The sequence below is a fragment of the Paracoccus sp. TRP genome (assembly GCF_000185925.1).
Taxonomy (GTDB): domain Bacteria; phylum Pseudomonadota; class Alphaproteobacteria; order Rhodobacterales; family Rhodobacteraceae; genus Paracoccus; species Paracoccus kondratievae.
In genome coordinates this window covers 44,688-59,174 of sequence record NZ_AEPN01000019.1, presented here as the reverse complement: position 1 = coordinate 59,174, position 14,487 = coordinate 44,688, and the positions used below count along the sequence as shown (strand labels likewise).

Genomic DNA, 14,487 nt, shown 5'->3' with positions numbered 1-14,487 from the left:
ATACCGGTCCGTGACGCCTGCCAGCGTCAGTCCCCCGCCGCCTCGGGCAGCGCCCAGCCCCGCTCTTTCAGGCAGCGCAGCGTAAAGATCGAACGCGCGTGGCGTATCCCCGGAACCCGGTAAAGCTTGCGGCGCAAGAATTCCTCACATCCGCGGGTGCCGCTGACCGTGACCTTGAGCAGATAGTCATATTCGCCGGTGGTCAGGTAAATCTCTTGCACCTCGGGCAGGTTGGTCATGGCCCGGCCGAACTCTTCAAGCACGCGGTCGTCATGGCGATCCAGCGTCACCTCGATCAGCACCGTCTCGGTTCCGCCCAGCCGTGACTGGTCCAGAATGGCAGTATAGCCGCGAATGATGCCCTCGGCCTCAAGACGGCGGGTGCGCTGCCAGCAGGGACTGGGCGAAAGCCCCACCTCTTCGGCAAGCTGGCTGTTGCTCAGCCGTCCGTCCCGACTCAGCGCGCGCAGGATCCTGAGATCAATCGCATCAAGCCGCCGTGATGCAGCAGTTTCATCCATGAAAATGTCGCCTTTCTGAAAGAATCTTTTTCATCATCGCTATCAGGCGAAAATAAAGAAAGGAAATTCTGTCGCGATCTGTGGCATGATCTTCCTTAGGGGAGGGACAGGATGCACAGCTTTCTTGTCATGAGGGTTTCCACCGGCCACGCCGCCACCTTTGGGCAGGCCCGTGCACGGTCGGTCAGGAAAGGCCAAGGCACCCGTTTCCGCCCCGATAGCCAGAGCCAAGGAGGTGCCGATGAATCGGCCAGACCCGAATGAGTTTCCGCCGCTAAGCCTTGCCGTGCCGGAGCCCGAGGTCCGGCCCGGCGACCAGCCGGATTTCTCGCATGTCGCCATCCCACGCGCGGGTACGGTGCGCCGTCCGCCGGTCGATGCCGACCCCGAGTCGATCCGCGATCTGGCCTTTACCATCATCCGCGTCCTGAACCGCGACGGGCAGGCCGTCGGCCCTTGGGCCGAGGCGCTTGATATCACACCCGAGGATCTGCTGACCGGGCTGCGCCACATGATGACGCTGCGCATCTATGACGCGCGGATGCTGAACGCACAACGTCAGCAAAAGACCAGCTTTTACATGCAGCACCTTGGCGAAGAGGCGATCTCTTGCGGCTTCCAGCGCGCCCTGCGTCCGGGAGACATGAATTTTCCGACCTATCGTCAGGCCGGGCTGCTGATCGCGGCGGGCTATCCGATCAGTTCGATGATGAATCAGGTATTCTCGAACGCCGAGGACCCGATGCGGGGGCGTCAGCTGCCGGTCTGCTATTCCTCGCGCGAGCATGGGTTCTTTACCATCTCGGGCAACCTCGCCACGCAATATATTCAGGCGGTTGGCTGGGCCATGGCCTCGGCCATCTCGGGCGACCGCAAGATCGCGGCGGGCTGGATCGGGGACGGCTCGACCGCGGAAAGCGATTTTCACGCCGCGCTGGTCTTTGCCTCGACCTATAAGGCGCCGGTGGTGCTGAACATCGTCAACAACCAATGGGCGATATCGACCTTTCAGGGCATCGCGCGCGGCGGGGCGGGGACCTTTGCGGCACGGGGGCTGGGGTTTGGCATTCCGTCGCTCAGGGTCGATGGCAATGACTATCTGGCGGTGCTTGCCGCCGCGCAATGGGCGGCCGAGCGGGCGCGGTGCAACCTTGGCCCGACGCTGATCGAATACGTCACCTATCGCGCCGGGGCGCATTCAACCTCGGACGACCCGACCGCCTATCGTCCGACCGAGGAAAGCAATGCCTGGCCCCTGGGAGATCCGATCCTGCGGCTGAAAAACCACCTGATCGCCCTTGGCCATTGGAGTGATGAGCGTCACGCCCAGGCCGAGGCCGAGATCCTTGCCGAGATCACCCAGATGCAGAAGCGCGCCGAGGCCATCGGCACCCTGCACCACGGCCAGCACCCCAGCCCGGCCGATATGTTCGAGGATGTCTACGCCGAGATGCCGCCGCATCTTTTGAAGCAACGTCACGAGGCGGGGTTCTGACATGGCACGTATGACGATGATCGAGGCGATCCGCGACGCGCTGGATGTGGCCATAGGGGCAGATCCCAGCGTCGTGGTCTTTGGCGAGGACGTGGGCTATTTCGGCGGCGTTTTCCGCTGTACCGCGGGATTGCAGGCGAAATATGGCAAGACGCGCTGCTTTGACACGCCGATCAACGAATCCGGCATCGTCGGAGCAGCGATCGGCATGGCGGCCTATGGGCTGCGCCCGGTGGTGGAAATCCAGTTCGCCGACTATGTATATCCCGCCTATGACCAGATCGTGTCCGAGGCGGCGCGGCTGCGCTATCGCTCGGCCGGACAGTTCACCTGTCCGCTGGTGGTGCGCATGCCTTCGGGCGGCGGCATCTTTGGCGGCCAGACCCACAGCCAGTCGCCCGAGGCGCTGTTTACCCATGTGACCGGGCTCAAGACCGTGGTGCCCTCGAACCCGCGTGACGCCAAGGGGCTGTTGCTGGCCGCAATCGAATGCCCAGATCCGGTGATCTTTTTTGAACCGAAGCGCCTTTATAACGGCCCCTTTGACGGCCATCACGACCGCCCGGTCACCGCGTGGAAGACCCATGAACTGGGCGAGGTCCCCGAGGGGCATTACACCATCCCGCTGGGCAGGGCCGAGGTGCGGCGTCAGGGCCGCGCGGCAACGGTGCTCGCCTATGGCACCATGGTCCATGTCGCGCTGGCCGCTGCCGAAGAAGCGGGCGTCGATGCCGAGGTGATCGACCTGCGCACCCTGCTGCCGCTTGATATGGAGACGATCACCGCATCGGTCTCCAAGACCGGGCGCTGCCTTGTGCTGCATGAGGCGACACTGACCTCGGGCTATGGGGCAGAGCTGGCGGCGCTGGTGCAGGCGGAATGCTTCTGGCATCTCGAAGCGCCGATCCGCCGGGTCGCAGGATGGGACACGCCCTATCCCCATACGCATGAATGGAGCTATTTCCCCGGCCCCGCTCGGGTGGCCGAAGCACTGCGTCAACTGGTCGAGGTGGCCTGATATGGGTATTTACGCAATCCGCATGCCAGATATCGGCGAAGGCATTGCCGAGGCCGAAATCGCTGAATGGCTGGTCAAGCCCGGCGATGTCCTGCGCGAGGACGACCCGATGGTCGCGGTGATGACCGACAAGGCAACGGTCGAGATCCCCTCGCCCGTTACCGGCACGGTGATCTGGCAGGCGGGTCAGCCCGGCGATGTGATCGCCGTCGGGGCTGAACTGGTCCGGCTTGAGGTCGACGGCCCCGGCAATGTCGCCGAAGAGGCCGAGACCCCGGCAACCAGCGCCGGGACCAAGTCTGCCACCCCGGAAAAACCCGCTGCCGCCCCCGTGCCCGAGCCTGAACCCGCCCCCCGGCAAGAGGCCGCGGCAGAGGTGCAAAAGGCCCCGGCAAGCGCGGCCCCTGCCCCGGCTGCCCCCGCCGCCCCGCTACGGCCCGAGGGCGAAAAGCCCATTGCCTCGCCCGCGGTCCGGGCACGGGCGCGCGAGGCCGGGGTGGACCTGCGGCTGGTACGCGGCTCGGGTCCGGGCGGGCGCATCAGCCACGATGATCTGGACGCCTTTATCGCATCGGGCGGCGTTCCCGCCCCAAGCGGCCCCCGCCCCGACACCAGCGTCGAGGAAATCCGCGTCATCGGCCTGCGCCGCAAGATCGCTGAACGGATGGAGGCTGCAAACAGCATCCCGCAGATCACCATTGTCGAAGAAGTCGATGCCACCGCGCTGGAGGATCTGCGCGGGCGGATGAACGCGCAGGGCAAGGGCACGCGCCTGACGATGCTGCCCTTTATCGCCCGGGCCATGGTGCGGGCGCTGCGCGAACAGCCGCTGCTCAACGTCCATTACGATGCCGGGGCCGGGGTGATCCGTCGCTTTGGCGGCATCCACATCGGTATCGCCGCGCAGACCCCCACCGGGCTGATGGTGCCGGTCCTGCGCCATGCCGAGGCGCTGGACCTGCGCAGCACAGCAGCCGAGATCGCGCGCCTTGCCACCGCCGCCAAAGAGGGCACGGCCAGGCGCGACGAGCTGACCGGATCGACCATCACCATCACCTCGCTCGGGCCGCTCGGGGCGATTGCCTCGACCCCGATCCTGAACGTGCCCGAGGTCGCCATCGTCGGCGTAAACCGCCTTGCAGTGCGGCCATTCTGGAACGGCACCGCCTTTGAGCCACGCAAGATGATGAACCTGTCCTGCAGCTTTGACCATCGCGTGATCGACGGCTGGGACGCGGCGGTCTTTGTCGCCAGGCTCAAGGAACTGCTGGAAACCCCGGCGCTGATTTTCGTGGAGGGCTGAGCAATGCGCGAGATCCAATGCAGACTGCTCATCATCGGCGCAGGCCCCGGCGGCTATGTCTGCGCCATCCGCGCCGGACAACTGGGCATCGACACGGTGATTGTCGATGCCGCACCCCCGGGCGGAACCTGCCTTAATGTGGGCTGCATCCCCTCAAAGGCGCTGATCCATGCGGCCGAAGAATATCATCGCCTTACGCAACTTTCCTCAAATTCATCGATGGGAATTTCGGCGGGCGCCGCACAGCTCGACCTTGCAGAAACTGTGGCGTGGAAAGACGGGATTGTCAGCCGCCTGACCGGCGGTGTGGCAACATTGCTGCGCAAGGCGGGCGTGCGGCTGGTCAGCGGGAATGCAACCCTGCGCGACGGCAAGACCGCCATTGTCGAGACGCCCGAAGGTCCGGTCCAGATCCGCGCCGAAGTCCTGGTCCTTGCCACCGGCTCGGAACCGGTCGAGATCCCCGCCCTGCCCTTTGGCGGCAAGGTCATCTCTTCGACCGACGCGCTGTCGCTGACCGAGGTGCCCGCACGGCTTGCCGTGGTTGGCGGCGGCTATATCGGGCTGGAGCTGGGCATTGCCTATGCCAAGCTTGGCGCCGAGGTCACCATCATCGAGGCCGCGCCGCGCATTCTGCCGCAATATGACGGCGAGCTGACGCGTCCGGTGGCGCAGCGCCTGACCCAGCTGGGCATCCGCCTGCTGACCGGCGCGCGGGCCGGGGGCCTGTCGGATAGCGGCGCGCTGCGTGTCGCCGGCGTGGACGGGGCCGAGGATTTTCATTGCGACAAGGTGCTGGTGACCGTCGGCCGCCGCCCCCGCGCCACCAGCGCCGGCATCGACAAGCTGCGGCTTGAGATGGCTGGCCCCTTCATCCGCATTGATGAACGCTGCCGCACCTCGATGTCGGGGGTGTTCGCCATCGGCGACGTGACCGGAGAGCCGATGCTGGCCCATCGCGCCATGGCGCAGGGCGAAATGGTGGCCGAGATCATCGCCGGACAGCCGCGCAGCTGGGACAAGCGCGCGATCCCGGCGGTCTGCTTTACCGACCCTGAAATCGTCAGCGTCGGCATCTCTCCGGACGAAGCGGCAACTCAGGGGCGTGAGGTCGTGACCGGAACCTTCCCCTTTGCCGCCAATGGCCGGGCAATGACGGCAGGAGACGAGGCAGGCTTTATCCGTGTCACCGCCCGCGCCGATACCCATGAAGTGCTGGGTATTCAGGGGGTCGGGGCAGGAATATCGGAAATGGCAGGAGGCTTTGCGCTGGCACTTGAGATGGGCGCGCGGCTTGAGGACATCACCGGCACCATCCATGCCCACCCGACACGAGGCGAGGCCCTGCACGAAGCCAGCCTGCGCGCGCTGGGTCACGCGCTGCATATCTGAAGCATAGATTCACAGACTGCGCGCGCCGCTGGCCCTGGCTGGCGGCGCGTTCTTTTTCCCTGCGGCGCAACGCATCGCCCGCAAACGTCAAGAAAGCTTCACCGAACCTTACCCTTTCCGTCACGCAGGCCAGATATCAGCCCCCCAACCGCTCATGGAGGGCAGCATTGCTTGCAGTTCAGAACGTCACCCGCGTCTTTTCCGGACGCCCGGCTGTAGACGATATCAGCTTTACCGTGGACGGCCCTGCCTTTGTCGGCATCATCGGCCGCTCGGGTGCGGGGAAATCCACCTTTCTGCGTATGATGAACCGGCTGACGGACGCGACAGCAGGCCGGATCTGCGTCGAGGGACGCGACATCCTTTCCCTGCGTGGACGCGAGCGCCGCGCCTGGCAGGGCCAATGCGCGATGATCTTTCAGCAGTTCAACCTTGTGCCGCGCATGGACGTGGTCTCGAACGTGCTGCACGGGCTGTTGAACCGCCGTCCGGTGCTTGCCACCCTGTGCAATCTGTGGTCCCGCGCCGATATCCTGCGCGCGCTTGAGATACTGAATCGACTTGGTATCGCCGAACAGGCCCAGAAACGCGCCGAGGCGCTGTCGGGCGGTCAGCAACAGCGCGTCGCCATCGCAAGGGCGCTGATGCAGGACCCGCGGATCATTCTGGCCGACGAACCGATTGCAAGCCTCGACCCGATGAACGCGCAGATCGTGATGGACACGCTCAGGCGTATCAATGTCGAGGACGGGCGGATGGTGATTGCCAACCTGCACACACTCGACACCGCGCGACGCTATTGCGACCGGGTGATCGGAATGCGCGACGGGCGCATCGTTTTCGACGGCTCCCCCGCCCAGCTTTCGACCGGCGCCGCACGCGACATCTATGGCGCAGATCACAGTTTCAACGAGGCCGCGACCTCGACCGCCCTGCCCGCCGACAGCGCCGCCGATGCGGCCTATGCCGCGCAGCTGATGGCTTGACAGCCCCCAGATTCCCCAACCCATGGAGAGACCATGAAACCGCTTGCTCTGGCGCTTGCCGCCGCCACCGCCCTGACCCCCGTTCTTGGCTCGGTCGCCTCGGCCCAGTCGATCACCGGCTTTAACCTTGGCATCATGGGCGGCGAGAACGCGCAGGACCGCATGACCTCGAACGAATGCTACCGCGCCGCCATCGAGGCCGAGCTGGGCGTGCCGGTCAAGGTCTTTACCCCCGCCGATTACGACGGTGTCATTCAGGGGCTGCTGGGCGGGACGCTGGATATGGCGTGGCTGGGTGCCTCGGGCTATGCGAAAATTTACCTGACCGACCCCGAGGCCGTCGAACCGGTGCTGACCAAGCAGAACATGGACGGCTCGACCGGTTATTACTCGATCGGCTTTGCCCGCAAGGACAGCGGCATCACCTCGATCGAGGACGCCAGGGGCAAGGTCTTTGCCTTTGCCGAGCCGAACTCGACCTCGGGCTATCTGGTGCCGGGGGCGGAACTGACCGAGACCTATGGTCCGCTGAAGGATTTCTTTGGCGAGGTGCGCTTTTCGGGCGGGCATGAACAGACGATCATCGGCGTCGCCAATGGCGATTTCGCCGCCGGTGTCAGCTGGGCCGACGGGCTGGGCGATTGGGAGGACGGCTATAACTCGGGCGCCTTCCGCAAGGCCGCCGATGCCGGTCTGGTCGAAATGAACGACCTGGTCGAGATCTGGAAATCAAAGCTGATCCCAGAAGGCCCGATGGTGCTGCGCAAGGCCCTGCCGCAAGAGGTCAAGGACAAGGTGACCAAACTGTCCGCCGATCTGCATGAAACGAACAAGGACTGCGCCTATGGCGTCGCCCATGGTGAGGCCAAGGATTTCGTTCCCGTCACCCATGACGCCTATCTGGGCGTGATCTCCGCCCGCAAACTGCAGGAAAGCGCGCAGTAAAGCGCCGCCCTTGCCGCGCCCGCCAATGTCCGGGCGCGGCTTTCGCATTCATCGGACAAGGCTGCAATGGCTGACCTCGCCCCGGCGCATCGTGACGCCTATCTGGAACTGACCCGCCGCCGCCGTCTGTATGGCGGTCTGCTGCTCATCATCTTTGTTGCCATGATGGCAGCGGGGTTCCGGCTGGCGGAAAGCCGCAATGCCGGGGGCTTCATCGACGGACTGCCCATGCTGCTGGCCTTCCCGTCCGAGGTGCTTGCCGAGGCGTGGCAAAAGCGCGCAAACCTGCCAGGCCTCATTGTAGCACATCTGCCCTCGCTGATCGAAACGCTGAACATCGCCGCCGTCTCGACGATTTTGGGCGGGCTGATCGCGATGAACCTCGCGCTGCTGTCCACGCGCGGACTGGCCCGCTGGCCAAGGCTGACGGGCGTGTTCCGGCGGCTGATGGACGCGCTGCGCGCCATGCCCGAAATCGTGATCGCGTTGGTGCTGATCTATATCCTTGGCGGCGGGCCGGTGCCTGCGGTCGCCGCCATCTCGCTGCACACGGCGGGTGCGCTTGGCAAACTGTTCTCGGAAGTGGCCGAAAACGCCGATCTGAAACCGGTCGAGGGGCTTGCCTCGGTCGGGGGACGGTGGAGCCAGCAGGTCTGGCTGGGCGTGCTGCCACAGGTCGCACCGAACTGGCTGTCCTATGCGCTGATGCGGTTCGAAATCAACCTGCGCGCCAGTGCCATCCTTGGCTTCGTCGGCTCGGGCGGCATCGGCTATGACCTGAAACTGGCGATGCAATGGGGCGGCGGGCGCTATGACGAAGTGGTCGCGATCTTTCTGCTGCTCTTTGCCGCCATCGTCACCATCGACCGCATTTCGGACCATGCCCGCAGCCGGCTGGTAAAGGGCTGAACCATGACCGACGCAACGCTTTCCCCCGCTTTGACCACCGCCGTTCTAAGCCGTTTCAACCGCCGCAAACTGGTGGCACTGGCAGTGCCGCTGGCGATCATGACCTATCTGGCCTATGCTGCCATCGCCTTTGATATCGCAGGTTTGGCGGGGCGCGCACGGATGGATAATGCCGCCGTGCTTCTGTCCGATTTCTGGCAGCACAAGACCCATGTGACCCGCGACAACCGCTCGGGCGTGCTGCGCGTCGCCATCGACGGCGAGGCCAAGGGGGTTTATCCGCCCGACCGCTTGCCAGGCTGGATCACGCATAGCGACCAGTCGACGCGTATCGACCTTGGCGACGGCCATATCGTCACCTACGACGATGCAGGCGCGCGCTATCAGGTGCCGGGCTATGGGCTGATCGACATTCGTCCCGAAAATGGCCGGCTGCACCTGACCGCGCCCCAGCCGCTGCCAGACTGGATCAGCGCGTCAGATAACCGCGTCAGCGTCACCACTCCCTCAGGACGCTTTGCCTATACCCGTACCAAGGTCGAGACATTGCGCTATCAGCCGGGCTGGGCGCTGTTCTTTTTCACCCTCGACAGCCCGTTTCATTACATGAGCTGGCCCGAGATCGCGGCAAGCGCCCTATGGGGCCCACGCCTTGACCCCGACATGCCGAACATTGCCGCCATGGCACGCGATTTCTGGACCAACTCGATGTGGCGGCACGGTGATGTGTTATGGGCCATGTTTGAAACCGTGCTGATGGCGTTTCTGGGGACCTTTGGCGCGGCACTGATCGCACTGCCGCTGGGCTTTCTTGCCGCGCGGAACATGATGCCGTTTGGCCCGCTGCGCTTTATGCTGCGCCGTATCTTTGACTTTATCCGCGGTGTGGACGGGCTGATCTGGACCATCGTTCTGGCCCGCGCCTTTGGCCCCGGCCCGATGACCGGATCGCTGGCCATCCTGCTGACTGACACCGGCAGCTTTGGCAAACTGTTCTCGGAAGCTCTTGAGAACATCGACGAAAAGCAGGTCGAGGGCATCCGCTCGACCGGGGCCGGAGCCCTTCAGCGCGCCCGTTTCGGGGTGATCCCGCAGGTAACGCCGGTGCTGCTGTCTCAGGTGCTATATTTCCTTGAATCGAACACCCGCGGTGCGACCGTCATCGGCGCGATCGTCGGAGGCGGTATCGGCCTGTTGCTGACCCAGGCCATCCAGACCCAGAAGGACTGGGAGGACGTCGCCTATTACGTCGTCCTGATCGTGCTGATGGTCATGGCGATGGACAGCCTGTCAGGCTGGCTGCGCCGCAGGCTGATCAAGGGCTAGCGCGTCCTCGGGGCGCAGGGTCAGGGTGACGCGATCACCGGCAAACCAGGTGGTGCCAAATTCGACCGGCACGCCGTCTCTATCCACGTTCACCCCGACCGAGCGCAGGACCGGCGCCCCCTCGGACACCTGCAAGGCCAGCGCCATCACCGCCGGTGCAAGTTCTGCCGTCAGGCGGGTCGAGGCGCGGGTGTAATCCCTGAGCCCGCATTGGGCGAGCGCGGCGGTAACCGAAGGGATTTCCACCACATGCCGCAAAAGATCGGGAAAACGTCCGGCATCAAAGACCGAGCGGAACACCGCGACCGGCTGGCCATCGACCAGCGACACCCCTTCGACCACATGGACCGCGCTGCCGGGGGCAAGGCGCAGCGCCCCGGCCTCTTCGCGATTGGCGGCACGCGTTTCGGTCAGCGTCAACCGACGCGAGGGGGTCCGTCCCGATGCGGTGATGTTCTGGTGAAACCGCACCCGCAGACCTAGCGCGTAATCCGTGGGCCGCGAAGCGACAAAGACCCCTGCTCCGCGTCGCGAACGCACGGTGCCCGCCTCGGCCAGCGCAGCCAGCGCATGGCGCACAGTGTGACGGTTGACGCCGAAACGCGCGGCCAGCACCGCCTCGGATGGCAGCTTGTCACCCGGGTGATACTGGCCCACGGCGATTTCGCCCGCCAGCGTATCGGCGATGGATTTCCATACCGGACTGCGCGCCATCTGCCCTCTCTGGTGGTGGCTGTCATCAAAAATTCACCAAGCCGCCCCTTGAGCGGAATCACCGGCCGGGTTATCACTTGTCTAGTTGTATAGTAATCTAGACAAACCCGCAAGCTTGTCGAGGCCCGGAAATGTCCACCCCTTCTCATCCCGAAACTGCTGCGCGCCGCGACTGGATATCGGCGCTGGCCAAGGCCCGGCCCGAGCGTCTGGCGGCGCTGATGCCGGATCTGCCCGCGCATGAAATGCTGCGCGCGCCCGAGATCGGCACCATCATGGTGCAGGGCCGCATCAGCGGCACCGGTGCCCCCTTTAACCTGGGTGAGATGACTGTCACCCGCTGTTCGGTCCAGCTGGCAGGGGGCGCCGTCGGTCATGCCTGCGTGCAGGGCCGCGACAAGGCACATGCGACCCGCGCCGCCATCGCTGACGCGTTGATGCAAACCGACATAGCACCGCGGATCGAGGCCGAGGTCCTGACCCCCCTGCGCGCCGAGGCTGCAAGCACCCGCGCCACCCGCTCGGCCAAAGCAGCGGCAACGCGGGTCGAATTCTTTACCATGCTGCGTGGAGAGGACGCATGAACGCCATCCTTGGCGGCGGATTCGCCGACCCCCCGACCCAATCCGCCCATGCCTTTCGTGCGCTGCTTGAGGCCATGGCCCGTCCGGGCCGCATCCATGAGGTGACCGGGGCAGCACCGCCCGCGCCGATCTCTGTCGCGGCAGGGGTGGCGCTGCTGACCCTGACAGACAGCACCACGCCCCTGCATCTGGCAGGTCCGGCGGATTCTGAGGCGCTGCGCGTCTGGATCGGTTTTCACACCGGCGCACCTTTGGTCCCGGCGGATGAGGCACAGTTCGCCCTTGGGCACTGGCATGATCTGCAGCCGCTAAGCCGTTTTCGCATCGGAGAGCCCGCCTATCCCGACCGTTCGGCAACCCTGATCGTCGAGCTTGATCAGCTGGAATCCCAAGGCGCGCGCCTGACCGGTCCCGGCATCCGGGACGAAGCGCGGCTCTCCTTGCCCGAGATCGGGGCCTTTCGCTCCAACCGGGCGCTGTTCCCGCTGGGCCTCGATTTCATCCTGACCTGCGGCTCACGGCTTGCCGCGCTGCCGCGCAGCACGATCGTGGAGGACATCTGATGTATGTCGCCGTCAAAGGGGGCGAACGCGCCATCGACGCCGCCCATGCCTGGCTGGCCGAGGAACGCCGGGGCGACCCCGCAGTCCCCGAACTGACCGTCGCCCAGATCCGCGAACAGATGACGCTGGCGGTCAACCGCGTGATGGCCGAGGGCTCGCTTTACGATCCCGACCTTGCCGCGCTGGCGATCAAACAGGCCCGCGGCGATCTGATCGAGGCAGTGTTCCTGATCCGCGCCTATCGCACCACCCTGCCGCGCTTTGGCCAGTCGCGCCCTGTCGATACGGCGGCGATGGCTGTGGACCGGCGCATCTCGGCCACTTTCAAGGATCTGCCGGGCGGGCAGGTGCTGGGACCGACTTTCGACTATACCCACCGCCTGCTGGATTTTGCCCTTGCTGCCGAGGGCGCGCCGCCACCCGCACCCAAGGCCCCGGTCCGGGATGAGCCAGTGCCCCATGTCACCGCACTGCTTGACCGGGACGGTCTGATCGAGGACCAGCCCAAAGACGACACCCCTGCCCCCGACCTGACGCGTCAACCATTGGAGCTGCCTGCCTCGCGCGCACTGCGGTTGCAGGCGCTGGCCCGCGCTGATGAGGGGTTTGCCCTGTCGCTGGCCTATTCCACCCAACGTGGTTACGGGCGCACCCATGCCTTTGTCGGTGAATTGCGTATCGGCCGTGTCGCGGTCGAGGTCGATCTGCCCGAGCTGGGTTTCGCCGTCGAGATCGGAGAGATCGAGCTGACCGAATGCGACACGGTGAACCAGTTCAAAGGGTCAAAGACCGAACCGCCGCAATTCACCCGCGGCTACGGTCTGGTCATGGGCCAGTCCGAACGCAAGGCGATCTCGATGAGCCTCGTTGACCGCGCATTGCGCTGGCACGAACTGGGCGAGGATTTCACCGGCGCCCCGGCGCAGGACGAGGAATTCGTGCTGAGCCATTGCGACAACATTCAGGCGACCGGGTTTCTCGAACATATCAAGCTGCCGCATTACGTCGATTTTCAGGCCGAGCTTGAACTGGTCCGGCGCATACGGCGCGAGGCGACGCAGATAAGGGAGGCGGCGGAATGACCGGCCAAGCCTATAACTTTGCCTATCTGGACGAACAGACCAAGCGCATGATCCGCCGCGCACTGCTCAAGGCGCTGGCGATCCCCGGCTATCAGGTGCCCTTTGCCAGCCGCGAAATGCCGATGCCATATGGCTGGGGCACCGGTGGGGTGCAGGTGACAGCGGCCTGTCTGACCCCCGATGACCGGCTGAAGGTCATTGATCAGGGGGCCGACGACACCACCAACGCCGTGTCGATCCGCCGTTTTTTCCAGCGCACCGCCGGGGTCGAAACCACCGAGGCGACCAGCGAGGCGACCGTGATCCAGACCCGCCACCGCATCCCCGAAACGCCGCTCACCGAGGGGCAGATCCTTGTCTATCAGGTCCCGATCCCCGAACCTTTACGCTTTCTGGAACCGCGCGAGACCGAAACGCGCAAGATGCATGAGCTTGAGGAATACGGGCTGATGCATGTCAAACTATATGAGGACATCGCCCGGCATGGCGAGATTGCAACCTCTTACGCCTATCCGGTGCGGGTCGGGGGGCGCTATGTGATGGACCCCTCACCCATCCCGAAATTCGACAACCCCAAGCTGGGCGGCAATCCGGCAATCCAGCTGTTTGGCGCCGGACGCGAGGCGCGGATCTATGCCCTGCCCCCCTATTCCGACGTCGTCAGCCTGGACTTTGAGGATCATCCATTCACCCCTTCAAAGACCGATCACGAATGCGACCTTTGCGGCGCGGGCGACAGCTACCTTGACGAGGTGATCACCGACGACCGGGGCGCACGCATGTTCGTCTGTTCAGACACCGATTTCTGTGCCTCGCGCCAGGCGCAGGGCCATCGCGGCCGCCTTGCGCCGCAGGGAGATACGCCATGACGCTGATGCCCAACGCCATCACCGTCGCGCCGCTTTTGTCGGTGCGCGGCCTGACCAGACGTTATGGCGCGCGGATCGGCTGCGCCGATGTCAGCTTTGACCTTTACCCCGGCGAGGTCCTGGGGATCGTCGGAGAAAGCGGCTCGGGCAAATCGACGCTGCTGTCCTGCCTTGCCGGGCTGCAACCGCCTGATCAGGGGCAGATCCTCTTTGACGGCACCGACGTGCTGACCCTGCCCGAGGCCGAGCGGCGGCGCCTGCTTCGCGGGGACTGGGCCTATGTCCACCAAAACCCGCGCGACGGATTGCGTATGGGCGTTTCGGCCGGGGGCAATGTCAGCGAAAGGCTGATGGCCGTCGGCGCGCGCAACTATGGGGCCATTCGCGCCACAGCGACCGACTGGCTTGGCCGGGTCGAGATCGCAGCAGATCGCATCGACGACCGCCCCTCGGCCTTTTCCGGGGGGATGCAGCAGCGCCTGCAAATTGCCCGCAATCTGGTGACTGGGCCTCGGCTTGTTTTCATGGATGAACCGACCGGAGGTCTTGATGTCAGCGTGCAGGCGCGGCTTTTGGACCTGTTGCGCGGGCTGGTGCGCGATCTGGGCCTGTCGGTGGTGATCGTGACCCATGATCTTGCGGTGGTGCGTCTGTTGGCCGACCGGCTGATGGTGATGAAATCGGGCCAGGTGGTCGAAACCGGCCTGACCGATCAGGTGCTGGACGATCCCCAGCACGCCTATACCCAGCTTCTTGTTTCCTCTGTCCTGCAGGTGTGAG

Annotated in this window: 15 protein-coding genes; 13 read left to right on the top strand and 2 right to left on the bottom strand. The window is 64.8% G+C overall.

Going from position 1 to position 14,487, the window contains the following annotated elements; all coding sequences use genetic code 11:
* Window positions 1–26 precede the first annotated feature (26 nt).
* Window positions 27–521, bottom strand: a complete 495-nt coding sequence (locus tag PARACOCCUSGL_RS0111635) for an Lrp/AsnC family transcriptional regulator (RefSeq protein ID WP_010396646.1) — start codon at window positions 519–521, stop codon at window positions 27–29.
* A gap of 241 nt (window positions 522–762) precedes the next feature.
* Here PARACOCCUSGL_RS0111635 and PARACOCCUSGL_RS0111630 point away from each other — a divergent pair, with 241 nt between their 5' ends.
* The 8 genes from PARACOCCUSGL_RS0111630 to phnE (PARACOCCUSGL_RS0111595) all read left to right on the top strand — a co-directional run bounded on the left by PARACOCCUSGL_RS0111630 (window position 763) and on the right by phnE (PARACOCCUSGL_RS0111595) (window position 9,895).
* Window positions 763–2,016, top strand: a complete 1,254-nt coding sequence (locus tag PARACOCCUSGL_RS0111630) for a 3-methyl-2-oxobutanoate dehydrogenase (2-methylpropanoyl-transferring) subunit alpha (protein ID WP_010396643.1) — start codon at window positions 763–765, stop codon at window positions 2,014–2,016.
* 1 nt (window position 2,017) lies between these two features.
* Window positions 2,018–3,034, top strand: a complete 1,017-nt coding sequence (locus PARACOCCUSGL_RS0111625; RefSeq protein ID WP_010396641.1) for an alpha-ketoacid dehydrogenase subunit beta — start codon at window positions 2,018–2,020, stop codon at window positions 3,032–3,034.
* A gap of 1 nt (window position 3,035) precedes the next feature.
* On the top strand, window positions 3,036–4,337 hold the full coding sequence (locus PARACOCCUSGL_RS0111620) for a dihydrolipoamide acetyltransferase family protein (RefSeq protein ID WP_010396638.1): 1,302 nt from the start codon (window positions 3,036–3,038) through the stop codon (window positions 4,335–4,337).
* A 3-nt stretch (window positions 4,338–4,340) separates the two neighbouring features.
* The gene (gene lpdA / locus PARACOCCUSGL_RS0111615; protein WP_010396635.1) at window positions 4,341–5,729 is read left to right on the top strand and encodes a dihydrolipoyl dehydrogenase; all 1,389 of its coding nucleotides are present in this window, start codon (window positions 4,341–4,343) and stop codon (window positions 5,727–5,729) included.
* A gap of 167 nt (window positions 5,730–5,896) precedes the next feature.
* Window positions 5,897–6,715, top strand: a complete 819-nt coding sequence (gene phnC, locus PARACOCCUSGL_RS0111610; protein WP_010396633.1) for a phosphonate ABC transporter ATP-binding protein — start codon at window positions 5,897–5,899, stop codon at window positions 6,713–6,715.
* Between the two features lie 33 nt (window positions 6,716–6,748).
* Window positions 6,749–7,660, top strand: coding sequence for a phosphonate ABC transporter substrate-binding protein (gene phnD, locus PARACOCCUSGL_RS0111605; protein ID WP_010396630.1), 912 nt, complete (start codon window positions 6,749–6,751; stop codon window positions 7,658–7,660).
* A 66-nt stretch (window positions 7,661–7,726) separates the two neighbouring features.
* Entirely contained in the window at window positions 7,727–8,569 is an 843-nt protein-coding gene (gene phnE, locus PARACOCCUSGL_RS0111600) for a phosphonate ABC transporter, permease protein PhnE (RefSeq protein ID WP_010396629.1), read from the top strand.
* Window positions 8,570–8,572: 3 nt separating this feature from the next.
* Window positions 8,573–9,895, top strand: a complete 1,323-nt coding sequence (gene phnE / locus PARACOCCUSGL_RS0111595; RefSeq protein ID WP_010396626.1) for a phosphonate ABC transporter, permease protein PhnE — start codon at window positions 8,573–8,575, stop codon at window positions 9,893–9,895.
* On the opposite strand, the gene phnF is transcribed toward phnE (PARACOCCUSGL_RS0111595), so the two are convergent.
* On the bottom strand, window positions 9,860–10,609 hold the full coding sequence (gene phnF / locus PARACOCCUSGL_RS0111590) for a phosphonate metabolism transcriptional regulator PhnF (protein ID WP_010396624.1): 750 nt from the start codon (window positions 10,607–10,609) through the stop codon (window positions 9,860–9,862). The genes phnE (PARACOCCUSGL_RS0111595) and phnF overlap by 36 nt on opposite strands.
* Window positions 10,610–10,740: 131 nt before the next feature.
* Here phnF and phnG point away from each other — a divergent pair, with 131 nt between their 5' ends.
* Genes phnG through phnK form a run of 5 tightly spaced genes read left to right on the top strand, consistent with a single transcriptional unit; the run spans window position 10,741 to window position 14,486 of the window.
* Window positions 10,741–11,193 (top strand): phosphonate C-P lyase system protein PhnG, encoded by a 453-nt coding sequence (gene phnG, locus PARACOCCUSGL_RS0111585; RefSeq protein WP_010396621.1) that lies wholly within the window; start codon window positions 10,741–10,743, stop codon window positions 11,191–11,193.
* Window positions 11,190–11,756, top strand: a complete 567-nt coding sequence (phnH, locus tag PARACOCCUSGL_RS0111580) for a phosphonate C-P lyase system protein PhnH (protein WP_010396619.1) — start codon at window positions 11,190–11,192, stop codon at window positions 11,754–11,756. The genes phnG and phnH overlap by 4 nt, the downstream gene beginning before the upstream one ends.
* Window positions 11,756–12,838, top strand: a complete 1,083-nt coding sequence (locus PARACOCCUSGL_RS0111575; RefSeq protein WP_010396618.1) for a carbon-phosphorus lyase complex subunit PhnI — start codon at window positions 11,756–11,758, stop codon at window positions 12,836–12,838. Before phnH ends, PARACOCCUSGL_RS0111575 begins: the two co-directional genes overlap by 1 nt.
* Window positions 12,835–13,707, top strand: a complete 873-nt coding sequence (locus tag PARACOCCUSGL_RS0111570) for an alpha-D-ribose 1-methylphosphonate 5-phosphate C-P-lyase PhnJ (protein WP_010396616.1) — start codon at window positions 12,835–12,837, stop codon at window positions 13,705–13,707. The genes PARACOCCUSGL_RS0111575 and PARACOCCUSGL_RS0111570 overlap by 4 nt, the downstream gene beginning before the upstream one ends.
* Window positions 13,704–14,486 carry a phosphonate C-P lyase system protein PhnK gene (phnK, locus tag PARACOCCUSGL_RS0111565; protein WP_010396614.1) on the top strand — a complete coding sequence of 261 codons (783 nt, stop codon included), beginning with the start codon at window positions 13,704–13,706 and terminating at the stop codon, window positions 14,484–14,486. The genes PARACOCCUSGL_RS0111570 and phnK overlap by 4 nt, the downstream gene beginning before the upstream one ends.
* Window position 14,487: the final 1 nt, after the last annotated feature.